Origin of the sequence: Chryseobacterium sp. C2(2020) (assembly GCF_014218915.1) — a bacterium.
In the GTDB taxonomy this organism is placed as follows: Bacteria; Bacteroidota; Bacteroidia; order Flavobacteriales; family Weeksellaceae; genus Chryseobacterium; species Chryseobacterium mucoviscidosis.
Genome location: NZ_JACLCT010000008.1, coordinates 64,819 through 88,933 on the forward strand (window position 1 = coordinate 64,819; position 24,115 = coordinate 88,933).

The window sequence follows — 24,115 nt, forward strand, 5'->3', positions numbered from 1 at the left end:
TATAAAACTGTATGAGAAAATCTGTCAATTACATTATCAATTTTAAGCATAAATTTCACAGACAATGATTCATTGTCACAGTGCAGTTCTCTTTTTAAACATCTGAAAAAAGACATTCATAAAAATAACGATCGCTGTGATGATTGCCGCAATATAAACGGTCTGGTTGGCATGCTGATTGGCTACCGCAATTGCAATTAATGCCCAGACTGCCACCAAAGCAAAAGCTCCCATCTTCTGTTTCCAAACCATATACAAATGAATAATGGCTGCAACGGCAAACATAATCACCGTCCACACAGTTTCTGAAATTCCAAAGCCTGACCACTGTATTTTTTTAAGATAAGCTGCTATATCGGCAATTAAAGCTACAGAAATCCAGCCCGAATAAATATAAAAAGGCAAACGAAGGAAAATTGCTGTTTTAAGATCTTTAGATTCTAAAATATTACGGTTATTTCCTATAATTTTAAGCAGAGATATGAATAAAACCACCATAATCGGAATCGTAAGAAAAGTATATTCATACAGCCACGTAAATATCCAAAGGCTGTTTGCCACACAGGAAACGGTAAACCACCAACCGACATTTAAAATAGTTTTTTCTTTGGTATCGGTATTTTTCGTAAACGGGCCGTAATATATAACAAACCCTAAAAGCCCGAGATAAATCAGTCCCCAAATGGAAAAGGCATATCCTGCAGGAGTAAACAGGTTCTGATATCTGGCTGAAATGGTAGCCATCGTTTCATTATTAAAAATTCCGGTGTTGGAAAGATAGTTTACCACAATGGTTGCCACCAAAGCAACTGCATTTAAAATCTGAAATAGCTTTGCCATAATTTATTTTCAGTTAAATTAATCAAATTTACATCAAGCCGAGAAATTCTGCCAACAAAAAAAGTATGAATTTTAAACTCTGTGAAGATTTGAGTTGAATCTGTTTTAGCTTAGCTGAGCTTTTACGAAAGAAAAGAAAAATAACACTCCCAGTTTGAAGTTTTACTTTTAAGTCTGTTTAAACTTTTATTTAACCGCAAAAATCACAAAAGATCTACCAAATTTTTTATTTAAAGTTGATCATTATCAATGAAAAAGAACTCAATAGTTTTTAAAAATCTTTGATTTTTATTCTTTTGAGCGCTTTGATTATTTTGGAAATTCGCTTTAATATCATCTTTTGTCTCTTTTGCGCTTAATTCTGAAATTAGTTTAAACAAGTTTTTTGTTTTATTTTGGGCTTAATTTTTGACATCAGTTCGAAAAGTGTATATGAAAACTGACTTTTTTTGGTAGATTTAATTAAAATTTAGGTTGAACATTCTTCGATCATATTCGTATCGTAAACATCATATTTCATGTATTCAATTCTTGAAAAATTTATCCGGAGCAAAGGTGAAATCTCTTCCGAAAAGATAGAGATCATTACTTCCTGTTTTCAGCCGGTGAACACAAAACGAAACGAAATACTTCTTCAATATGATGAGGTATGCAAATGGTATTACTTCATCAATAAAGGATGCATCCGTCTGTTTACCACCACCAAAGACGGAACAGACAGTTCAAGGTATTTTGCTTTTGAAGGAAATTTTGCGACTGCTTTGCCCAGTTTTATCGACCAGAAACCGGCACAGGAATATCTTCAGACCATTGAAAAATCGGAGCTGCTCCGCATTTCGAGGAAAGATTTTTATCTTCTCGTAGAAAATGTACCCGAATTTGCCAAAATCTATACCGAAATTCTGGAACTCGGATTCATCATTGCCCAAAAGAGGATTTATGGATTTCAGGGTTTTGATGCTTTGGAAAGAGTAAAATGGCTGATCGAATATCAGCCGCAGCTTTTGCTTCGGGTATCGAACAGGATGGTTGCTTCTTATCTGGGAATATCGCCTTCCACATTAAGCAGAATAAAATCGAAACTATAAAAACGTTGACATAGAGCAACGTTTTTAATTTTTGGGGTGTCTAACTTTGCAAGACATCGAAGTAATTTAAAATATAGAAAAATGAAATCATTAATTTTTAGCATTCTTTTCGCTCTTTTGTCGATAGGAGCTTCTGCTCAGAAAAATAATTTTCAGCTATCCACTCACATTCTGGATGTTTCAAAAGGAATTCCTGCTCCGGGAGTTAAAATTAAGCTGGAAAAATACAATGAGCAATCGAAAACATGGTCTTTTGTGGATGAGAAAAGTACAGATACAAATGGCAGAATTCCGGATTTTCTTCCGGCAGAAAAAGAAAATCTGGGCATTTTCAAATTAACCTACTACACGAAAGATTATTTCAAAAAAGACCATACCGAAAGCTTTTATCCTTTTGTTGAGGTCGTGTTTGAAATTAAGGATAAAAATCATTATCATGTTCCCATCACGCTTTCGCCTTATGGATATTCCACATACAGAGGAAGTTAAAAATAAAACAGTATTTTGAAAACAGGCTTTAGCATTAATTTTGGTTAAAGCCTGTTTACTTCTATTAATTAAAATTGACGAATGCCCATTCCTGTTTATAATCCTACACTGAACTCACGTTAAGATACATTCGTAATTTGGGCTGTCTGTACAAATATTCATTTGCCAGTTGTACGCTGTCATCTTTCAAACCAATGAACTGATTTTCTTCTGCGTTATATTCTTTTCCGAAATGGGCGTTTTCATGCTTAAGATAGAGATCAATATCAGAAAACTTTCGATAGGTTATATATAAACGCAAAGTATCATTAATTGTTGTTATGTAATGAAAATCGGTGCTTTCATTTAGTTCGATCACCAGATGCGGCCAGTTTTTAATGGTCTGTGAATGCAGCAGAATTCCGTAATACGATGCATGATAATCAAATACATTTTTCAGGACTTTATTCTGCATAATGTATTCTTCAAAATCTGTCAGACGCAATTGAGGACCCGCACTGAAAATTCCGAATAAAAAAGCGGTAATCCACGAATTGTCAATTTTAAAATATTTAATGCTTTCCTCCGTACTCAGATCCGGATGAGGAAGAAGGTAATAAACAGGAAAATTTCTGAACTGCATTAATCCTGTAATATAATTCAGCAGCAAATCCGGAACAGCGGGAGGCTGCGTTACTAAAGCAGGCAGATAACTGTATTGGTTTTGTTCCTTTAACAGATGATGTATTTCCAGATCGTTCTTCCATTTTTTCAGCTCCTGAAGAACCTTATTGTCATTCATAATCATTAATCTGCCGAGTTGCCATGCTGCAGAATAGGTCATGTCGTACATCTTCGTATCTTCATTCAAAAGATTAAGATAATCCTGATGATCCGGAACATCCGTCCATCCTCTTTCCTGTATCCAACCATAAAGATCGAATGAATAATTCCAATTGGTAAAAGGTCCCTGATACCACGAAACTATTTTCCCTCCTGCTTTCAGTTGATGTTCCAGCGGTATTTTTGCAAGGTCAATTAATTTTCTTACCGCTTCATGATCCACATTCATGGTCATTTTAAAAGGCTGAAGCTGTAATTCATACAGATAACCTTTTAAGTTTTTACCGTTGTATCTTAAATATTCAAGGATGTAATTATTCTGCTCTTTTCCCCCGTTTTCAGTTTCTTCAAAATCGCGGACGGATTTTGGTTCCGGCAGTTTTTCCCATTCTTGTTTACGTGCTTTTAAATAGGCTTCATTCTCGGATATTAACCGGGCAAGTTCAGGATGGGCTGCTTTTTTCAATTCTTCCAAAGTTAAAACTTCCGAGTCGGCTAAGCCTTTCTGAAACTTATTGAAATCAGGATGTTCTTTCAGCTTATTGATATTAATCTGATAAAGATCTGCACTGATGCTTTCAAAAGACCATTCTGCTAAAACAACGCAGGATTTTGTCTTTTCATATTCATTTGCTCCGCTGAAATTATTTAACTGATATTTTTCTTTTTCCTGATTGTTTACTTCAGCGGAATAATAACAGACGAATACTTTATATTTGGTATCTGGTTCTACCCTTCTGTGAGAGATCACAATGGAAGTTTCTTCGGGAAGATTCAGCTTTTTCAGTTCTTCATGTTCCTGAACTCTTACGTGCGCGAGCTGCGAAACAAAATCCACAGACGGAAAAATTTCGCGGCTTCCTTTTAAAAGATTAAGAATTTTTAGTGGTTTTGGCTCCGCAATGTCTTCCAGTGAATCATTAAGATGGTTGGTATCGCTCTCCAGTATTTCAAAATCTCCGGAAGCCAGTTCTTCTTCTTTCAGCAAAACCAAAAAAATGTAGGGAATTCTGTTTCCTTTATATTGACATTCAAATTCCCAAGGCAGAGTACTTCTCCTGAACTGTATATGCGGAAAAGCTCCTGCAAAATCGCCTGTATGTTCATTGGGAGGATACATTGCCAGTATTTCATTCTGAGGAATAGCGGCGTTGTAACCTTCTACATAGAAAACAATCTCCTGTTGCTGAACTGTGGTGAGATTATTCTGAAGATCAGTCTTAATCTGGTATTTTCCTGATCCTACTGTGGGGATATGCGACGGAGCAATGCCTGTTTTTTCTTCTGCCATTTTAAGCGATTTGATAGGTTCCTAAAGATTTTCCTTTGTATTTGTAAACTTCCGTGGTATTTTCCAGATCGGAATAGTCGATTTCCTCTTCATTTAAAATTCCTAAAACAGTCATCATGCTTTTATCCGGCTGCGCAGAATTTTGATTGTATTTTGCTTCCCGTGATGTAAAATCATCCCGATAGGTTTTAGAACAGGTATCGTATAAAGATGTGGTGACAGGATTAATTCCGGATTCTGTTTTAGAAAACTCCAAACGGATGCCTTTGCATATTTCTTTCAGCAATTTTGAACCGGATAATATTTCTTCCTGATCCGGAATTGTATTTGTGTGATTCCAAATGGACTTGGGAAGCGATTTCAGCACCGGAGAAACCTGAAAGGAGGAAAAGTGCGAAACGGCTCCTGTAACCGATAACCGGAGTTTGCTGTCTAACGGAGCAGAATCTTTGTAAACAGGATAGATATTCTCCTTTTTTACACTTTCGGCAGTCAGTTGATCTCCATTGATTTCTGTAACCGGAATTTCGGAAAAGATTTCTAACGCAAATGTTTTCGGATTAACCACAATAGATTCTGTTCCGTCCTTTCTCTTTATTTTTTTTATGATTCCTGATGCAATATTGCAGACCAGAATTTTTGCAGGTTCGGGTAAAAAGCCGGCAATGAATTCTTCTCTGGTTAATGCAGTATTAATAGACTTTTTATGATTCCCGAATTTAACTTCCAGTTCATAACCCGCCACTTTAAAAGTCGCCAATCCTCTGAAATCCGGCCCTTCCAGTTGTAATCTGGCACTCAGATTAAATGTCTGGTTGATGCTAAAAAGCCATACATCCACCACTATTTTGGCATAGATCTGAACATATACTTCTGCTTTGTAATAAAACGGCTTCCATGAAATAATGAAATCTGCACTGAAGAGAAGTCCTATTTCTGCATAAACCACGCGTCCGTTCAGGATAAGATTCAAACCTCCTGCAAGACCTGCCATAATGCAGCTTGGCGTTAAAGCAAAATAGGCTTTACCGTAAAAATTAACAGACCCCAGATTAAAGCTGAATCCTAAACGCGGCGTATTATTGGGATAGTGAACGGGAACTTTAAAATTGGGATGATACCCCCCCAGAGTAAATACGAAGTCTCCTGCAGCTTCTCCTTTCAGCCACATTCCTAAAGCAAAACCGCCTGTTAATTTCAGTTGAGGCAACAATATATAGTTGTTCTCCGTGAGTTGTCCCTGTGCGAGAAAGGTTCCTTCTTCCAGATCTGCGCGCATGGAAAATGCGAATTCAAAATAATAAACTCCTTCCAGCTTCATGGTAGATAAGCCCAAAAGATGTAAAGAAGTTTTATTCCCGAAAGCTACTGCAAGTATTCCTGTAGTAAAAATCATTTTGTAGGAATCAAATTTAATTCCTGCAATAATTATATAACTGTTTTCGCGAACAGGCAAATAACGGTTTAAATCTCCAAAAATCTTTTTAATGGAATCTCCCTGTTTTAAACCTCCCTGATGAACGATTTTAATGAGGGGAAAATCCGGAATCTCGGTAATCTGAGGCATTATAAAATCTCGGTTTAATCCAAATCCCAAAGCAAATCCGTGGATGTAAAAAGCAGGATCTAAAGGTATGGGAATGCCCAAATATCCGAATGCGAATAATGAAGAATAGTTTGGCGTTTTGATGTAAGATCCAATGGCTATTATTTCAATTTTACCCAATCTGAAGGTTAATAAACCATTGTATTCTTCCGTTCCGTTGTGTATTTCTCTTAAAAATGCTCCTGCTATTGAAAGTGATGGCGTATCATAGATTATGGCAAGTCCCTGCAAAGTAAACTGAAGCTCCTTCCATAATTTTTCCAGACTGAAGTCCTGAAAAACCGTAAAAGGAACTTTAATTCCCAAGCCTAACAACTGCAAACCAAATGATCCGACATTGAAATCTGCAGATACCGCAATCTGTATGAGATTTTTTTCGATGGAGGGTTTTATCTCGTTAATTTTTACCAACGGATGCTGTTTCTCTTTTTCCTGCTGAGTATTTCCTGAAGTCCCGGAATTTTGTTTTTTTGCGGGATCTGAAGCCGGGAGTGAAGGAACTTTTATGCCTTTAAGATCAAAACCGGGAAAAGTAATTTTCTGTTCTTCGTTTCCTGTTTTTAAAATCAATCCTGCATTGAATCCCGCGTTGAGAAACAACTTATCATTGTTTATCCAGATTTTCTGACTGATGAAATTTTTCTTTGAAAGGCTGATTAATTTCTCACGATCAGGCGTTAATGGATTTTCCTCCTGCGAAAGATACACGAGTTCAAGATCTGAAATTGCATATTCTTTAAGATACTCTCCCACCAAAGGCATTTTTGAAAAACTGATGGCTTGGTTAATGGCTACTGAAAACAGTTTAAACTCTTTAGAAAATACACCTTTAAGCTTTAGGTATGGATATTTTGCTTCCAGTTGAAAAGCGGTAAGGCTTTCTGTATCGTCTGAGATTTTATAGATCCCGAAATTAAGCTTTTCCGGTACAAAAGGAATGATAATGTCTTTTACATCGCCTTCGTCTTCCAGAAGTCCGGAAATATTTTTTGAAACATCCGGCAACTGACCAACCAAAGAAGTTACGGAAACGTCATCATCAATTTTCGTTCTGTTTCCCTTAATTTTAAAGTCAATCTTTTTTATTGAGACATCAAGCTCAAGCTGAATATCAGCTTTTGATAATGACGGTTTTTCCATGATGTAAAGCTGTTTGATGGTTTTCGCGGATCATATTATAAAGATTCAGTTTTTTCTTAAAATCATTATCTTATTTTCATGATATAAGCTAATTTTACGTGCTGTGGATTCGGGACTTCCACCGGCGTTGGAGTTTCATGACCGATCGCAAATTCTGTGGCTATATTTTCGTCTGTACACCAACTGTTTTCTCTGTAAATAGTCTGATTTCTGGAAGTAGCTTTCGTTCCTAAAAAATCAAAATTATTTCCGCCTGTTCCGGCTTCTACTTTATAATATTTTGTGGTAACGGTACTCCAAACCCGCGGAATATTTTTTTCGCTTAGTGTAATGGTATTAGACCTGTTGTAAACCTGGCTGTTTTTCTGGCCGATTCCGGAGTTCCCGAGAATAAAGCTTCCTCTAAGATCCGGAGTGTTATTAAAGCCGTCGCAAAAAGCCCAGCCTTCGGGAAGCGTGGTTCCGTAAAATGCAACGATGGCTCCTACCGGTAAAGAAACCAGTTCGTTATTGGTATATAAAGAGTTGTTGACATCGGTTCTGCCGGAAGTGATCTTCACCAGTTCTTTTGATCCTTTCATAATTTTAAGCTCCTCATTAAGTAATTCTATCTGGTTTTTCAGCTTAATGAGATCTGCTGTTAAAGTACTGATGACTGTATTCTGAGAATCCAAAGCATTAATGGTTGCTTTTCCGGAAGTAAGCTTTTCAATGTCTGCTTCATTCGCTTTAAAGTCTTTGATGTTTAAATTTTCTGCCATGATTTTAATGCTTTAGAGTGAGTAAAAAATTTTGCCTGTTTTGATGTGGAATTTCATCTTTCCGTTTCTGTAGCCGGGAATATTTTTGTATTCGAGATAGAAAGGATATGCACCGGACGGATTTGCAGGGGCAGATTGTTTTGCTTTTAATCCCGATATTTCCATAATAATGGATGTTCCTTTTTTCAACAGGTATTCTTTCTGAAAACACAGGAAGTCGTTGTCTGTAGATTTGGGTTTTGCAGGTATGGTCGTGAAGGTCTGGTGTTCCAGCAATTTGGTATTGTTGCTTTGTTTTGCATCATTTTCAAGGATGGTAAAAAAGTTGCCTGTAATCCTGAAACCGCTGTTTTCCGACAGCTTAAGATCCAGCTCGGTGGTGTTGCTTATCGCCAGTCTTATGGTCTGTGCTTCGTTTGCTGTGCCATTGTACAACGTATCGTTGCCCAGAATAAATACTTCAAACGGGCTTTCGTTTTCTCCTCTTATATCCATTATTTCAAAAACTTTATCGATGATGAGAGGCTGAGATTTTGTATAGGTTTTAGAGAATTCATCTTTGGTAAGTGTTATATTATACATTTCAAGCTGCACTAAAATTCTTTCCTGATCTAAGCGGTTCACGATGGAAAGGTCATTCAATACTGCGGTTAAATTTGTATTTTCAGTGTTCTGATTTTTAAAGCCAAAGGAAATGTGCAGATCGTCTGATTCTTCGGTATTGTTTGCTTGTACAGCAGAATATTGAAAAAAGCCTTTTTTCACTTTAAGTTTTGCCGCACTGTTATCCTGTTTTTCTATGGTCATCTCTCCCGGAAGAAGTTCGAAGGATAAAGGTTTCGGATCATTTTCTATAACGAGTTTATCAAAAACGGAATTGTTGCTGAGAGCAAAGCTTACAGTATCAATTAAAGTGGATTTTGAGAGTAAGGTAAGGTGTTTTCCGATAGATGTATTGACGAGGTTTTCTATTTCATCTTTGGAAACATCATGATATACCGACAGATCTGCAATGCGAAGCTGATCTCCGTCTTTATTGCCTCCTACAATGATGTTCTGATCTTCTGCAGCATCGTTAAATGAAATTACGGCTTTTTTCAGCACCAAGAAATTATCGTCTGTAAGATAAAGCTCTATATTTCCGGAAGAATTATAATAAACGGAGGCATTAAACCAGTGGTTTTCCCGGATTCTGAAGTCTTCATCGTTTATTCTGACGTTACTTTTAAAAGAGACAGCGTTTCTGTTATTAGATTTGATGACGCTCAGTATTTTATCTCCGATGGTGATGAGATTAAGAGCCTCGCTGCTGTTTTTTTTATGATAGTTAAAAAAGAAATTAATTAAAGTTCCTTCTTTACCGATGCTTTTTTTAAAGTTTAATTCTAAAAGGGTTTTATCTTTAAAATTGAGATAAGAACCTTTATACTCATCAAAATCAACATTTAAAGCACTATTTTGTAACCCGGACTGAACCTGGGTTTTGTAATTATTAACAATGTCGTTATTCACTAAATTATCCAGTGGAAAGTAATATAACAGTTTTGCCATGATGTTTAGAATTTAGTAGATTTTATAGACAGCCATCCTTCTTTTAAAACAAGATGGGGAATGTTTCCGGAGTTGGTATTAAAGTCCCCGATCTCCAGAATGGCTTTGGAGGTATTCTCAATCAGCTTCAGCAATAATTTTTCATCGTCATCGGGATCTTCTTTTATTTTAATCTTTTCCCATTCTTCGCGGTTAACAAAATGGATCTGGTCTTCCGGATAAAAGGGATATTCCTGAATGATTTTTTTATTGATGAGGCTTTGCTTAAAGCGTTCTCTGATGATTGCTGAAGCGTTTTCTGTGGTGAAAATGTACAGTCTGCCCAACAATTCTCTGAGTGTGATGATTTTATTGGAGGTTTTCATTAATAGAAGTTCTGCCAGTTCTTTTTCGGAATCGTTTAATTCAGAATTGTTTTTTTCTTTCAGTGTTTTTGTTTTTTCAGTGTCTAAATAATAAATTTCTTCGCCCAGCAGATTGTTTTCCTGCTTCATCACATATTTTTCCCGAATGATAAATTCTTTGAGGGCTGTATATTTTTTATTTTTAAACTGATTAAAATCTAAAGCGATCTGCATGGATTTAACGTTTTCGCTTCTGCCGATTTTACCGGTTATCACATCGTTAATAAATTCATTTCTTATACTGTATTTTTCTGTATTATTTCGTATCTGAAATTCATTTTTATCGATAAAATAGATATCTTCCTCCGGAAAAAACGGCTTCAATTCATTAATTAAAATATGTTCTTCTTTTAATTCTGAAAGCAGTGTCTGTAAGTAGGTTTCGGATTCAAAATTCTGAGAAAAATCGATGGCTAAATTTTGGGTCATCCGTTTTTTTAAGGGTGGATTTGAAGGAGATAAAGGTTGTTTTTTATTCTTTTTTTCCAGTTCAATCCACGACCACTGATAGCGATTATCTTTCGCAAGGGATAGCTGAAGGTTTTCTTTGGGCGTTATAACAGGCGCTGTTAATAACGTAAGTTCAATTCTTCTCAAAGCATTTTTAATGGCATTGTACGGCAGTCTTATGCGCTTTTCTGGTAAAATTCCTGTTTTAATGTTGAGGTTTCCTTTAGGATGAATCAGAAGATATCTTTGGCAGGCATTCAGCGTATCATTAAGTGCCAGAAAGCTTTCTTTGTCCTGATTTTTATAACTTATTGAAGAGCTGTACATGGTTTTACCTTCAATTTCGTTCCATTTTTCTCTTCCGTCGATTGGGTTTTCTTTCAGAAAATCTTTCAGAGAATAGTAAAAACGGCTTATTTTCTTTTCTGCATCATTATTAAAATAAATTTTGCTTTCCAAAGCTTTCAAACCCAGTCTTTCGTTCTGTTCTTTATTTTCCAGATGGTAATGCCAGTAAGCCAGAACGCCGTCGTTATACTGATTTAAATCTCCAATGGACATCGGGATTTTCACTTTATCGTATTTTCTCTGGCTGTTGTAGGTATTAATGGTGATGTTTTCTGAATAACTGATGTCATGCAACGCTTCTCCTCTGGTGAATAAATTGATGTTCACTAAAGTAATCGCAACAGGCACGGAAGAGATGGTTTCCAACAGAGACGGATTGGCATAATCTTCGGGTGAAATATGCTCCATTGTTCTCTGCAGTTCTTTTATAAACTGATCTTTTTTGTTGGTTTTGCCAATTCTTTCGATAATCCAGTGAATAATTCTTCTGAGATGAGGATTTCTAACAACTGTTGTATAGTCTGTGTTTTCCTGAGCCAAACCGGCATCAAAAGGGGAAGATTCCCACGCTCCTTCTGTGTCTATTGCCCCTAAATGTTTTCCGTGTGAATCAAAAAATTCTATCCGCTGATTAAGATACACAGGAACCATCCATCCGAGTACAGGAGATTTTTTTCCTTCTGTTGCTGTTCTTGTAAATCTTGTGCTTACGGCAGAAGGCTGAAGATATCTTGGCGGCAGTGCAACCCAGTTATCTTTATTTTCGATTTTCTGCACATGGGTGGTGATTATTTTTTCCGGCTCGATGATTTTGTTTCTTCCGAAAGAATCTACAATTCTCAGTCTGCTCATTTTAAAGGCTCCGTTTCTGAACGGATTGAATATGGATAATCTGTTTGGCGTTAAAAGATCGAGACTGTTTCCATATTCTTTGCATAAATCTTCTATGCTTTTTGCCATCTCTTTATGATCTGTAAATCCGTTGGGAATGAGGGGTAAGACGGACAAGCCATTGCTTCTCTGAAGCATTAAATTATTGAAATCTGAAAGGGTAAGTTCAAACAAGGAAGTTTCTTCCAGTTTCTGAAGAAATATTTTTATTTTTTCTATTAATTCCGCGTTGTTTTTTTCATCAATACGAAGAAGATTTTTGCCTAATTTTTCTTTTACATATTCTTTAACCTCATCGCTTACAAAAGAATGCCCGTAGTAGATATTAGGATTCGGCATATACGCAATATCATGCAAAGGATAGGCTTTTATTAAGTCTGCATTAAGCTCATCCAAAATGTAGGAGTCCTGTAAAAAATTTTCTGTAAAATGAGTATCGGAAGCCAGATAATGGCCTTCTTTTTTAGGCAGAAATAAACTTTCCCATTCTACTTTATAGGTATGCCACTGATTGGTCTTGATTTCCTGAGAACTGACCAGATTGAGCACATTCTGACGGCTTTCTTTCTTTTCCGGATTGAATACAGGTACAGACTGTATTTCTTCCTGAGCAGAAGGATTTCTGAAAAGATTGAAAATGCTGTTTTTTTTCGGAGACGAAATAATAACGCTTGGCGGCAGCGGTTCGTAATAATCGGTTCTGTTTTTTTTGGACAGAATCATTCTTGTTTTATACCGCTGATGCAGGAGGTTCCGGAGTTCTTTCTCATTTATGGTTTCTCCGGTCTGTTTTGCTTTCAGTAGAAATTTAATGAGGGCATAATCGCGGTATCTTGTGTAATGTTCTGATATTTTTCCGGAAAATAAATCTTTTGCATTCAGAGCTTTGTCTTTTGTATTTCCCAGCTTTTCTTTTAAGATGCTGATCTGTGAGATTAACAGTTTAAGATCTTCTTTAAGCTTATTGATGTTTTTATCTTTGCTTAAAAATAAAGCGTTTAAATACGTAGACCAGTGCAGGTACAGACTTTCAATTTTAGCCTGTAATCTGAAGGTATCCAGCTCATAGCTGTTTTGTATTTTGTTGAGATTTTCCAGCTCATCTTCCAAGACTTCGGTATAAGAAATATTGAAGAGATCCGGTAAAGAAACGCCTTCCCAAACCGCAAGAATTTCATCGGATTTTGCAGACTCCTGAAAGGTTTTAAGCTTATCTTTTATCTTTTCATACTGTAAAGCCACATTTCCGCTGAACTCAAAATCCAAAAGACTGCTGTCTACATCATATTCCTGAACAGCATCCTCCTGATCAGAAATAACAATATTCAGAACATATTTTGTCGTTCCGGATGTTTTATTAAACTGTTGCTCGTGCTGTTTATTCCTCAGTCTGGAAATCCAGTCCAGATTCAGCTCCTTCAGTTCATCAAAATTAATGATTGAAGCAATCTGTTCTTCCTGTTTCTGAAGATCCTGCCTGGAAAGATCCGGGTTGTTGGTATTGATGATTAATGCAGAAAGTGTCTCGGGCAAGGTATTGGCAACAGCAACATCAAAGGATTCTTCATTTTCTGTGGCTTCCCCGGATTTTAACTGAAAATTACCTGCAACGATATATTCTTCGGCTGCGTTTTGTCCGTAATGATCTACCCATCCGATAACCTGATATATTTCGTTTTCTGTTCCGTCTTCATCATAAAATCCAAATACACTTCTGCAGTTGGGATAATGAATATCGAATGAAAAACTTCCCCATCCCAAAGCACTGAGATTTTTTAAATAATTTGTCTGGGCATTGGTCTGATAGATCCAGTCGTTCAGTTTATATTTTCTTCCCACATATGCAAACTGAAAAGTATCTGTTGCTTCTTCCGCGTAGGTACAGGTATTGTTTTTATTCAGTTTAGGATCGTTAACGTTCCATATATAATCGCTTTCCACAATCCATTCTTCTCCATCACGCTGTCTTTTTATATACCAACGATTGGGAGCTTTTGGCAGATTTCCTTTATCATTAAATTTTTTAAAGAATGAAGGAAGAATAAAATGAAGATGAACTCCCTTATCCAGATAAATGGAATTATCCCATGAAAAAGGCCTTGGAATAATCGAGTTTGTTTCGAGGGGAACATTGGGATTTTCAAAGACATGACGCTCTGTATTCATCCACGGAATATTTTCAAAACGGATATCCTGACCAATTACCTGTTCAGGCGAATTGAGATACAAAGCATTTATCCGGAAAGGAAGTATATTGGGCATAATTATTTTACAGAGTCTTCTAACTGTTTAAAGATATCATCCGTAGATCCCAAAGTCATCATTTTCTTCACCACGTTGCGGTCTGTATTCCAGATAGAAAAATTAACTGAATTGATGGACATCGTTTCAAATTCTGAGAAGAACGCCTTACTATCTATACTTATGGACAGTGCATATTCCCATTTTGCTTTTTTATCATCATCTAGCTTGGTTCCGCTTTCATCGCATTCCTCGATTACAGGTGGTTTTTTTGAATCTGTTTCTGTATTAATATAATATGCCTTTTTATATAAATAGGCAGTTTTCAGATAAAAATGAATCTTATCGATGTCGAATTTATTATCCGAGCTATTCTGTTTTAGCTGATCTGTAACCTGTTTTGTAGCTTCTTCAGAATCACTCCCAAATATTTTATTAAAATCACTTTTTAAATCCTTGAAAGTTACAAAATCATCCGATGAAACTTTTGTAGGGACAAGCAAATATTCTTTAGCAGTAATCTTTCCATTCGCAGTCTCCTGATCCGTACTTTGCACCACTAAGGCTAAATCTCTTTTTAAAAAAGTCAGGGATATTCCCAATTGAAATTGACTCATGATATAATTTTTTTAAAATTCCTACTCGTGTGGCTTTTCAGAATACGCCCCGTTTTGTAATGGTTTCTGGTCTCCATGATTATTGTTTTATTTTTACGCCTGATTCAGAATCGGGTTATGTAAATTTAATAAAAGAAAGCACTCGGCATCATTTTCTCTATCATAAATTTCTGATTTTTAAATCATTAATAAATCGTCAGAGTTTTTCATTCATCCTCTCCGTCATTTGTCCTGTTCAGCAACCAAAATTATAGGAAAATAATCCTATTCATTTCAGTAGAAATACTGGTTTTTACTTCTAAAACAATGTTGCTTTAAATGAAATATTTGTACATAAAAAAATCACGTCACTTTATGAAGCGACGTGATGGTATGAAATTTATAAATTTCTGAGCTCTGTTGTATTTGAAAAAATTACATCAACCTGTCAAAATGAATCGGAAGATCATAAATTCTCTTTCCGGTTGCATGGAAAATCGCATTGGTAATGGCAGGAGGCATTCCTACTCCACCGATTTCGCCTACTCCTTTTACGCCCAAATCATTTACAAATGAATCATTTTCTTCCACAAATACCACTTGCAAATCATGAATATCTGAATGAACAGGAATATGATATTCACCCAAATTGGCATTCATATATTTTCCCAATTCATGATCGAGTATGGTTTCTTCGTGCAAAGCTTTGCTGATTCCCCAGATCATGCCTCCCAAAACCTGACTTTCTGCTGTTTTAGGATTGATAATTTTCCCTGCTGCAACGGCTGTAACCGCTCTTTTCACTTCAATAATTCCCAACTCTTCATCCACTTCTACCTCAACGAAAACCGCACTGTGAACGGCTCTGGCTTTTTTTCCGTACTTTAAAGGGTTGGGCATTGCAGAATTTGTGGTTCGAATTGCTTCTCCGCCATTTTTTTTGAAAATTTCTTTGACATCCAACTGTATTTCAGGCTGATCTTTTACGGTGATAAAACCATTTTTGAATATAACGTCTTTAAAATTTACATTTTTTAAAACGGAATCTTTCAAATCTTTAGCTTTTTCGAAAAGTTTTTTGTTTAAAGCCTGACAGGCATTCTGTACTGCAGGTCCCACTGTTGCCGTAGTAAACGACCCTCCCTGAATCGGAGCAAACGGCATCTTACTGTCTGCATACGAAAACGTAATATCTTCCATGGAAAGTCCCAGTTCATCTGCCGCAATCTGCGTCATGATCGTCTTCGTTCCGGTTCCGATGTCGGTCACGGCACTTTTTATTTCAACTTTTCCATCCGGTGTCATAATCGCTTCCGCACGTCCTAAAATCCGATTGGCATCCCAAATTCCGGTAGCCATTCCGTAACCGACCAGCTTATTTCCGCGCTTCATGCTTCGGGGTTCAGGATTTCTTTTATTCCAGCCAAATTTTTCCGCTCCTTCCAGATAACATTTTCTAAGTTCTTTACTCGAATATTCCTTATCACTGCTTTTATCAATTTCTGAATAATTGATAAGCCTTAATTCCAGCGGATCTATATTTAATTGATAAGCGATTTCATCCATTGTTACTTCCACAGCGTGCATTCCGGTACTTCCGCCGGGTGCTCTCATATCAAGCGGACTGTAAACGTCTAACGGAACAATTTCATGTTCCAACAAGGTATTTTCTGCGGGGTACAGCATATTTGCCCAGTTCACTACAATTTCCACATAATCTTCAAACCGCGAAGTTTCACCGGTTGCTTTGTGATAAATGGCATTTACTTTCCCCTCTTTATCGGCTCCAAATTTTGTATGCTGCAACGTCGGAGGTCTGTGTCCGATCATGTACATCTGCGCACGATCTAAAGTGACACGAACATTACGTTTTAAAGCCAGCGAAGCCATTACCGCCATAAAAAGCTGATGCTGCGGACGAAGCCCCGAACCAAAACCACCGCCTACAAACGGTGAGATGACCTGTACATTTTTCATTTTAAGCCCGAAAACATTCGCAACATACATTTGGGAATTAATCGTTCCCTGTGTTTTATCGTAAATAGTGAGTTTGTCTTTTCCTTCGTAGATCACGGTGGAAGCATACAATTCCATAGGATTGTGATGCTCGGTTCCGTGGCTGAAATGGCTGTCGGTTTTTACAAACGAATTTTCATATTCTTTTTTGAAATCACCGGTAGGTTTTGGCGGAGGCGGTTTCAGCAGCGAAGCCAGTCCTTTTTTAGGATCTCTGGCTTTTTCAAGATTTTTCTTCAGATCCGTTTTAAAATTTTCTTCTTCTTCATAAACCACTTTTATTTTTGCAGCTGCATACCGTGCCATTTCAAAGGTTTCTGCAACCACCAAAGCAATCGGTTGTCCGTTATATCGGATTATATTATCTTTAAGAGGTTTAAAAACAGTTCCGGGAGGAGCATCCATATCGGCATACTGAAAATCAAACCAGGCAGTTGAAGGTTTATTTTCATGGGTGAAGACCTCAATAACTCCTTCTAATTTTTTTATTTCTGATGTATCGATGGTCTTGATTTTACCTTTTGTAATCGAACTGTTCACAATGTACCCATACAATAAGTCTGGAGCATCATATTCTGCTGCATATTTCGCTTGACCTGTTACTTTCAGATGACCTTCGAGACGATTTATTGATTGTCCGACAGACGGTGTATTTTTCATAAAATTTTAATTAGCATTCATAATAATTTATAAAGAAGGTTTTGCTCCCGGTCTCTGAGACGTCGGATCAAGAGCCATCATACAATTTCTGACGACTGCTTTTTTGGCGAGATTAATTTTAAAACTGTTATGTTCAAAACCTACGGCTCCTTCCAAAATAATGTCAGCCGCAGCCGAAAAGTTTTCCGGATTTGCTTCTTTATCTATTAAAAAATCTTCAGCTTCTTTTACACGCCACGGTTTGTGCGAAACACCTCCCAAAGCAATTTTTGCTTCTTTAATTATTCCGTTTTCCAGTTCAAGACCAGTAGCAACGGAAACTAATGCAAACGAATAAGAACTTCGGTCTCTTAATTTCAGGTAAGAATAATTTTTTGAAAATCCTTTTTCGGGCAGTTCAATTCCTGTGATAATTTCTCCTTTTTTCAGGTTATTATCGATCTCCGGAGTATCTTCCGGAAGTCTGTGAAAATCTGAAAATTTCAATGTCCTATCGCCATCCGTTCCCGATATATGGACAACTGCCTCCAAAGCTGCCAGAGCAACACACATATCCGAAGGAAAAACAGCAATACAGTTTTCGCTGTGTCCTAAAATTGCGTGAATTCGGTTGTACCCTTTCATCGCAGAACATCCGGAACCCGGAACTCTTTTATTGCAGGGAGTATTAATGTCGTAAAAATAATAACATCGGGTTCGCTGTAATAAATTTCCGCCATTGGTCGCCATATTTCTGATCTGTGCCGAAGCTCCCGCCAAAATAGCTTTAGAAAGAAGCGGATATTTCACTTCAATAATTGGATGATATGCTGTATCTGCATTCGTCATTAAAGCACCGATACGAATTCCTCCGTTATCAAGTTCAGTAATCTCAGCTATTCCGTCAATGGGATTAATATCGATTAAAGTGTCTGCCTCGGTAACAAAATATTTCATCAGATCGATGATATTAGTACCTCCGGCAATAATTTTATTTTCTTCATTTGCATAAGTCAATGAAACCGCTTCATCAACACTATTGGCTTTTGTGTAGGAAAAATTATTCATAAAGACCTTGTTTTACTGCCATTATAGCGTTAATAATTCCTCTGTTGGCTCCGCATCGGCAAAGATTTCCGCTCATCAGTTCCTGAATTTCCTCCCGCGTATTTGCCTTATTTTCATTCAGCAGTCCTATGGCACTACAAATTTGTCCAGGAGTACAGTATCCGCATTGAAAAGCATCGTGATCGATAAAAGCTTTCTGAACGGGATGCAGGTTTTCACCGTCGGCAATCCCTTCTATGGTTGTAATTTCAGCATCATTTTTCATAACACAGAGACTGAGGCAGCTTAATACTCTTTTGCCATCAATCAGAACCGTACATGCGCCGCACTGCCCATGATCACATCCTTTTTTTGTTCCGGTAAAATGCAGATTTTCTCGAAGAGCATCAAGAAGTGATACCCATGGAAGTACATCCAGATGATGTTCCTTTCCATTTATTTTTAATGTAACAGATTGTTTTCCAGTGTTCGCCATAAATCGGTAGTTTGGTTATGGGTAGTGATACAAAAAAAGAACCGTTATTATCCAAAATATCCGTTCCGTGGTATATTAAAGCCTGAAATTGATTTAAATATATTCAATCTAAATAAGGAAAACAGATCATGAAAGGATAAAAAAATATTCTGTACCGTTCAGATACAGAATATTGATATGATTCTAAAATAGAAAACAGCAGTCTATTTGTGTGACAATGCCATTAAAATTTTATCGGGAGTAATCGGCAAATCTCTCATTCGTATACCAATGGCATTATAAATTGCATTGGCTATCGCAGGGGCTGTACCAATAATTCCAACTTCTCCGAGACCTTTCGCTCCGGAAGGGTTAATATTCGGATCAGGTTTATGAATAAAGTCGACTTCAATAATCGGAGCATCCGCATTAACGGCAAAATGATATCCCGCAAGATCATTACCAATTAACGTTCCTAATTTCGCATCGATCTGGTTTTCTTCCATCAGCGTCATTCCGATCCCGCCAACTGCGGCTCCCGACATTTGATTGGCTGCTGCCTGACTGTTGATGATTTTTCCTCCGTCTGCCACGACTGCCAGTTTTTCAATTTTCACTTTTCCGGTTCGCTTATTGACGCGGACTTTGCAAAAATGAGCCGCTGAAGAGCAGAACGCAAATTTCTCACGCTCGCTTCCTGGTTTTGAAGCTACTTCAAGACGAATTTCAGCCAGATTATTCTTTTCAAACAGTTCTTCATAAGAGACAGAAACAGTTGAATTATTTTTTAAACTGATGCTTTTATCTGAAAGAAGAATATTTTCCAGAGCAGCTCCTTTAAAGCTTCCATTAACTGAGGATGCATATTCTGCCAGTTTTTGCTTCAACTGATTGCTCGCATCATATACCGCACCACTTACCGATGACAGTCCTGTACTTCCACCCTGACTTGGCGCAGGAGGAAGCGCAGAATTTCCCAATTCTATATTGATTTTATTTTTTGAAATTCCGGTAATTTCGTGGGCAATGTTCTGCATTCCGGTTCCTGTTCCCGTCCCGATATCAGTCATCGCAGTCTGTACAATGAGACTTCCGTCTTTGCTCATGATAATTGCTGCTTTGGCTTCTGCTCTTCCGGCATTCCACATTCCGACTGCCATTCCGTAACCAATATACCAATCCCCTTCAATTACCGTTGCGGGCGTTGCTTTTCTTGCGTTCCATCCGATCATTTTAGCACCTTTGTTTATACATTCATCCAGAAAATGAGTAGACCACGGCAAATTTGAATCAGGATGTTTTTCAAGAGAAATATTCTTTAATCTCAACGCTACAGGATCCATTTTCAGTTGGTAGGACAGTTCATCAATTGCGGATTCCAAAGCAAAAACTCCGGTACAGTCTCCCGGACCGCGCATCCACGTTGGTGTGCTTAAATTTAACGGAACATTAGCTGCTTCCGTTTTTAAATTGGGAAACTTGTAAATTAATCTTGTCACGCGGGTAATACCGTCGTTAAAATTTTCATAGACTGAAGTTTCGTTCTTTGCCTGATGTAAAATTCCTGAAAGATTTCCCGACGGATCTGATGCCAATTTTATTCTCTGCCATGAAGCCGGTCTGTATCCTGTTGCCGCAAACATCTGTGGTCTTGTAAGCATAAGTTTTACCGGACGTCCAACCTGTTTAGCTCCCATTACTGAAGCTAAAACGTGTGGCCAGATTCTGAGTCCGGAGCCGAAACCGCCTCCTACAAATTCACTGAATACCTGTATATTTTTTTCAGGGATGGAAAATAACCTTGCAAATGTTCTCTGAACATTATTTACTCCCTGATTTTTATCGTAAAGCTTCAACGTATCATTGCCTGTCCAATGAGCAATCGTGGCGTGCATTTCCATCGGATTATGCACATCTGCCTTAATATTGTATTGCTGATCTATCGTAAATGGTAAATTTTGCCAACTGTCAAAATTTCCTCTTTCTTTTCCTTCTGCTTTTAAAACAACTTTTTCTTTCGCAGAATTAAAATCGACTTCAAAACTGTCTTTCTGATATTCTGTTTCTACCAATGATGCGGCAAAAGTTGCGTCTTCCAGTGTTTCTGCAATCACAATCGCAACAGGCTGTCCTTTGAAAAATATTTTATCCGTATGAAAAATCGGTAAACCGAATCTTGACTGTTTAATTTTTTCTTCATTATCCATACCCGGAACCGAAGGTTTGTGCAGATGGGTAATGATATCAATAACGCCTTCCACTTCTTTAGCTTTATCAACTAAAATCGACTGTATTTTTCCGGAAGGAACTGTACTGTTTACCAACACGGCGTAGCACATATTTTTAACTTCGTATTCAGCAGCGTATTTACCGCTTCCGGTAACTTTTTCCATTCCTTCAACACGTCCTTCGGGTCTTTTGGATCTGATGTTCAGTAATTCGAGTAATCCCATAATTGTTACTTTTTAATATATCCCGATCTTATTGATTTACACAATTTTGTAATGCTGTAACGATAGCTCCCTGAAGCATCGGTATTTTGTAACCGTTCTCAGACAAGGGTTTCAGATCTTTGGTTGCCAGTTTAGCAGCTTCCTCAAAGATTTCTACCGTAGCTTTTTTTCCGTTCAGAAATTTTTCTGCCTCCAACCATCTCCAGGGTTTATGCGCCACACCTCCTGAAGCTAAGCGGGCATCTTTTATTCTTTTCCCGTCCAGATCCAGTGCTGCTGCAACCGAAACCAATGCAAAAGCGTATGAAGTCCTGTCTCTTACTTTTACATAAGCAGAATGTTTTCCGAAAGCATTATCAGGAATTTCTATATTGGTTATTATCGCATCCTGTGGTAAAGTATTATCTAGCCAGGGCGTATTTTCCGGCAGTTTATGAAAATCTTTAAAGGGTATTTTAATTTCTTTCTGATCTTTTGTCTGAGCGGTAACGGTGGCATCCAATGCAGCCAGAGCCACACAAAAATCCGAGGGATGAACCGCAACACACTGATTATTATATCCCGCAACGGCACTCATCCGGTTTGCACCATCAATGGCACTGCAACCGCTGTTGGGTTTTCTTTTGTTGCAGGGTGTTGTAATATCATAAAAATAAGGACATCTGGTTCGCTGCAACAGATTTCCCGCCGAACTTGCCATATTTCTGATCTGTGGTGAAGCACCCGCCAAAATAGCTTTTGAAATGAGAGGAAATTTCTCCGTCACATCTTTACTATTTGCAACTTTGGTATTACTTGCCATTGCACCAATCTGCAATTTGTTATTCTGATGATTTACGGCATCGGATAATGCCGTGGTAACATCAATCAGCTTCTCCGGCTGGGCAATGTTTTTTTTCATCAGATCTACCAGATTCGTTCCGCCTGCAATATACTGACTGACTGCTGATTTCATGGCAGAAGCTTCAGCAGCAGATTTTACTTTTTCAAAATTAAATGGTCTCATTGGGCTGCAACTTTTTGAATGGACTGAACAATACCGTTATACGCTCCGCAACGGCAAAGATTACCGCTCATATATTCTTTAATTTCTTCTACAGAACCTGCATGACCTTCATTAACGCAGGCAACAGCAGACATAATCTGTCCCGGCGTGCAATATCCGCACTGGAAACCGTCACATTCTATAAATGCCTTCTGCATCGGATGAAGCTCATCTCCGTTTGCGAGACCTTCGATGGTTGTAATCTCTTTTCCCTGAGCCATTGCCGCCAAAGTAAGGCAACTCAGTGCTCTTTCCCCATTGATATGGATGGTACAGGCGCCACATTGTCCGTGGTCACAACCTTTTTTAGATCCGGTAAGATTAAGCTGTTCCCTGAAAAGGTCTAAAAGTGTGGTTCGGGTATCCACATAAAGGGTATGACTTTTTTTATTGATGGAAAGCGTAAGTCTGGATACGTTTTTCTTGGGAACAAGATACTGTTTCACATCCTGATAAAATGCTTTTACCGAAGACGGAATAGCCATAAAACCAGCCAGTAATCCTGAAACTTTGAGGAAGCTCCTCCTGCTGTATTGTCCTTTTAATTCCATAAGTTATTTTTTAATCAATATAATTGTATACGGATAGGTTTTAACAAATATCATCAATTAAAATAAGAAATTGATGATATACATTACAGTTTTATATACCAATATTACAGTTTTTGAGTGTAGCCCCGAAAAAAACAGATAATATTTATGTAAATTTGAATATATAATAACTTTTTAATGATTTTATCTCAACAAAAATCATACATAAGTTGAAAAAACAATGAGTAATCCATAAAAATGTTTTCGAATGAAAGAGATCAATGATATTGTAAAAGCATATAAAAAGGCGCATTTAAATGGGTTAAAGGCTGCTTTGGCAACGGTGGTAAAGGTAGAAGGTTCTTCATACAGACAGGCAGGAGCGAGAATGCTGGTTACAGAAGACGGACAGCTTACAGGCGCCATCAGTGGAGGATGTTTAGAAGGTGATGCTTTGAGAAAAGCATTACTCGCCATTCATCAGAAAAACAATAAGCTCATTACGTATGATACGAGCAATCCGGAGGATGTAGAATTTGGCGTTCAGTTGGGATGTAACGGAATCGTGCATATTCTTTTTGAATATATTGATGAAAATTCCCCTCAAAATCCAATATCCCTTTTAGAGAAAACAACGGAAAAAAGAGATGAATCTGTTATTATCACCATATTTTCATTGGAAAAAAGAAATAAACAGACCGGAACTGTAGGATTGATAAAAAAGGAAAATACAATAATATCGGACTCAGGCTGTATTTCAGAAAGTGAACTGAATCGTTTTTCTTCAGAAGTTTTAGAAAAAAAACAAAATATCCTCACTCAGATTTCGTCGAATGAAATTCTGCTGCAATATGTTCCGCCACAGACCACGCTGATTATTGCAGGAGCGGGAAACGATGTCAAACCCTTGGTAGAAACGGCTTCCATTTTAGGATTGAAAACAGTAATTGCAGATGGAAGAGCTACACACGCCCTGAAAAAGAGATTTCCTCTTGCGGATGAGGTATTGCTCGCAACGCCTGAAGAAATCATGAAGACCATAGAAGTTGATGAAGCAACGGTTTTTGTAATGATGACGCACAATTATAATTATGATCTCGCTTTGCTGAAGCTCATTATCCATCAACCGGTACAATATATAGGATTATTGGGTCCTAAAACAAGGTTCAACAGAATGATGGATGATCTTAAAAATTCAGGAATTACGATCGGAGAAAAAGAATTAAATAAACTTTTTGGTCCGGTTGGAATAGATATTGGTGCAGAGACTTCGGAAGAAATTGCCATTTCGGTAATTGCAGAGATCAAAGCGGTCTTAAGCGGAAAAAAAGGTTCCTCATTAAGGGATAAACCAGAAAAAATGCATACTGATATTCTCAGTATATAAGGAAA

General features: G+C 37.5%; 16 protein-coding genes. 3 read left to right on the forward strand and 13 right to left on the reverse strand.

What is annotated here, in order from left to right; genetic code table 11:
* Positions 1–75 precede the first annotated feature (75 nt).
* On the reverse strand, positions 76–840 hold the full coding sequence (locus H6W52_RS06795; RefSeq protein ID WP_185216565.1) for a tryptophan-rich sensory protein: 765 nt from the start codon (positions 838–840) through the stop codon (positions 76–78).
* A gap of 518 nt (positions 841–1,358) precedes the next feature.
* Here H6W52_RS06795 and H6W52_RS06800 point away from each other — a divergent pair.
* Together H6W52_RS06800 and uraH are read left to right on the forward strand one after the other, a co-directional pair.
* Positions 1,359–1,928 (forward strand): Crp/Fnr family transcriptional regulator, encoded by a 570-nt coding sequence (locus tag H6W52_RS06800; protein ID WP_185216567.1) that lies wholly within the window; start codon positions 1,359–1,361, stop codon positions 1,926–1,928.
* An 81-nt stretch (positions 1,929–2,009) separates the two neighbouring features.
* On the forward strand, positions 2,010–2,417 hold the full coding sequence (uraH, locus tag H6W52_RS06805) for a hydroxyisourate hydrolase (RefSeq protein ID WP_076395914.1): 408 nt from the start codon (positions 2,010–2,012) through the stop codon (positions 2,415–2,417).
* 103 nt (positions 2,418–2,520) lie between these two features.
* On the opposite strand, the gene H6W52_RS06810 is transcribed toward uraH, so the two are convergent.
* The 12 genes from H6W52_RS06810 to H6W52_RS06865 form a co-directional block, all read right to left on the reverse strand.
* Positions 2,521–4,530 carry a hypothetical protein gene (locus tag H6W52_RS06810; RefSeq protein WP_185216569.1) on the reverse strand — a complete coding sequence of 670 codons (2,010 nt, stop codon included), beginning with the start codon at positions 4,528–4,530 and terminating at the stop codon, positions 2,521–2,523.
* A gap of 1 nt (position 4,531) precedes the next feature.
* On the reverse strand, positions 4,532–7,276 hold the full coding sequence (locus H6W52_RS06815) for a DUF6603 domain-containing protein (RefSeq protein WP_185216571.1): 2,745 nt from the start codon (positions 7,274–7,276) through the stop codon (positions 4,532–4,534).
* 65 nt (positions 7,277–7,341) lie between these two features.
* Positions 7,342–8,037, reverse strand: a complete 696-nt coding sequence (locus tag H6W52_RS06820) for a phage tail protein (RefSeq protein WP_076395908.1) — start codon at positions 8,035–8,037, stop codon at positions 7,342–7,344.
* A 12-nt stretch (positions 8,038–8,049) separates the two neighbouring features.
* Positions 8,050–9,588 (reverse strand): hypothetical protein, encoded by a 1,539-nt coding sequence (locus H6W52_RS06825; RefSeq protein ID WP_185216573.1) that lies wholly within the window; start codon positions 9,586–9,588, stop codon positions 8,050–8,052.
* Between the two features lie 5 nt (positions 9,589–9,593).
* Positions 9,594–13,943, reverse strand: coding sequence for a hypothetical protein (locus tag H6W52_RS06830; RefSeq protein WP_185216575.1), 4,350 nt, complete (start codon positions 13,941–13,943; stop codon positions 9,594–9,596).
* A 2-nt stretch (positions 13,944–13,945) separates the two neighbouring features.
* A complete protein-coding gene (locus tag H6W52_RS06835) occupies positions 13,946–14,539 on the reverse strand; it encodes a hypothetical protein (RefSeq protein WP_185216577.1) in 594 nt (197 codons plus the stop codon).
* Positions 14,540–14,953: 414 nt separating this feature from the next.
* The gene (locus tag H6W52_RS06840) at positions 14,954–17,194 is read right to left on the reverse strand and encodes a xanthine dehydrogenase family protein molybdopterin-binding subunit (RefSeq protein WP_185216579.1); all 2,241 of its coding nucleotides are present in this window, start codon (positions 17,192–17,194) and stop codon (positions 14,954–14,956) included.
* Between the two features lie 27 nt (positions 17,195–17,221).
* Positions 17,222–18,241 carry an FAD binding domain-containing protein gene (locus tag H6W52_RS06845; RefSeq protein WP_185216581.1) on the reverse strand — a complete coding sequence of 340 codons (1,020 nt, stop codon included), beginning with the start codon at positions 18,239–18,241 and terminating at the stop codon, positions 17,222–17,224.
* Positions 18,234–18,716 carry a (2Fe-2S)-binding protein gene (locus H6W52_RS06850; protein ID WP_185216583.1) on the reverse strand — a complete coding sequence of 161 codons (483 nt, stop codon included), beginning with the start codon at positions 18,714–18,716 and terminating at the stop codon, positions 18,234–18,236. Before H6W52_RS06850 ends, H6W52_RS06845 begins: the two co-directional genes overlap by 8 nt.
* Positions 18,717–18,919: 203 nt before the next feature.
* Entirely contained in the window at positions 18,920–21,148 is a 2,229-nt protein-coding gene (locus tag H6W52_RS06855) for a xanthine dehydrogenase family protein molybdopterin-binding subunit (protein WP_185216585.1), read from the reverse strand.
* Between the two features lie 28 nt (positions 21,149–21,176).
* Positions 21,177–22,154 carry an FAD binding domain-containing protein gene (locus H6W52_RS06860; RefSeq protein ID WP_185216587.1) on the reverse strand — a complete coding sequence of 326 codons (978 nt, stop codon included), beginning with the start codon at positions 22,152–22,154 and terminating at the stop codon, positions 21,177–21,179.
* Positions 22,151–22,744 (reverse strand): (2Fe-2S)-binding protein, encoded by a 594-nt coding sequence (locus H6W52_RS06865; protein WP_108410492.1) that lies wholly within the window; start codon positions 22,742–22,744, stop codon positions 22,151–22,153. Before H6W52_RS06865 ends, H6W52_RS06860 begins: the two co-directional genes overlap by 4 nt.
* Positions 22,745–22,991: 247 nt before the next feature.
* On the opposite strand from H6W52_RS06865, the gene H6W52_RS06870 reads away from it, so the two are divergent.
* Positions 22,992–24,110, forward strand: a complete 1,119-nt coding sequence (locus H6W52_RS06870; RefSeq protein WP_185216589.1) for an XdhC family protein — start codon at positions 22,992–22,994, stop codon at positions 24,108–24,110.
* Positions 24,111–24,115: the final 5 nt, after the last annotated feature.

Bases quoted from the DNA above. Each gene is read 5' to 3' on its own strand.
- H6W52_RS06795 (WP_185216565.1), bottom strand. From the start codon at position 840: ATGGCAAAGCTATTTCAGATTTTAAATGCAGTTGCTTTGGTGGCAACC.
- H6W52_RS06800 (WP_185216567.1), top strand. From the start codon at position 1,359: ATGTATTCAATTCTTGAAAAATTTATCCGGAGCAAAGGTGAAATCTCT.
- uraH (WP_076395914.1), top strand. From the start codon at position 2,010: ATGAAATCATTAATTTTTAGCATTCTTTTCGCTCTTTTGTCGATAGGA.
- H6W52_RS06810 (WP_185216569.1), bottom strand. From the start codon at position 4,530: ATGGCAGAAGAAAAAACAGGCATTGCTCCGTCGCATATCCCCACAGTA.
- H6W52_RS06815 (WP_185216571.1), bottom strand. From the start codon at position 7,276: ATGGAAAAACCGTCATTATCAAAAGCTGATATTCAGCTTGAGCTTGAT.
- H6W52_RS06820 (WP_076395908.1), bottom strand. From the start codon at position 8,037: ATGGCAGAAAATTTAAACATCAAAGACTTTAAAGCGAATGAAGCAGAC.
- H6W52_RS06825 (WP_185216573.1), bottom strand. From the start codon at position 9,588: ATGGCAAAACTGTTATATTACTTTCCACTGGATAATTTAGTGAATAAC.
- H6W52_RS06830 (WP_185216575.1), bottom strand. From the start codon at position 13,943: ATGCCCAATATACTTCCTTTCCGGATAAATGCTTTGTATCTCAATTCG.
- H6W52_RS06835 (WP_185216577.1), bottom strand. From the start codon at position 14,539: ATGAGTCAATTTCAATTGGGAATATCCCTGACTTTTTTAAAAAGAGAT.
- H6W52_RS06840 (WP_185216579.1), bottom strand. From the start codon at position 17,194: ATGAAAAATACACCGTCTGTCGGACAATCAATAAATCGTCTCGAAGGT.
- H6W52_RS06845 (WP_185216581.1), bottom strand. From the start codon at position 18,241: ATGAATAATTTTTCCTACACAAAAGCCAATAGTGTTGATGAAGCGGTT.
- H6W52_RS06850 (WP_185216583.1), bottom strand. From the start codon at position 18,716: ATGGCGAACACTGGAAAACAATCTGTTACATTAAAAATAAATGGAAAG.
- H6W52_RS06855 (WP_185216585.1), bottom strand. From the start codon at position 21,148: ATGGGATTACTCGAATTACTGAACATCAGATCCAAAAGACCCGAAGGA.
- H6W52_RS06860 (WP_185216587.1), bottom strand. From the start codon at position 22,154: ATGAGACCATTTAATTTTGAAAAAGTAAAATCTGCTGCTGAAGCTTCT.
- H6W52_RS06865 (WP_108410492.1), bottom strand. From the start codon at position 22,744: ATGGAATTAAAAGGACAATACAGCAGGAGGAGCTTCCTCAAAGTTTCA.
- H6W52_RS06870 (WP_185216589.1), top strand. From the start codon at position 22,992: ATGAAAGAGATCAATGATATTGTAAAAGCATATAAAAAGGCGCATTTA.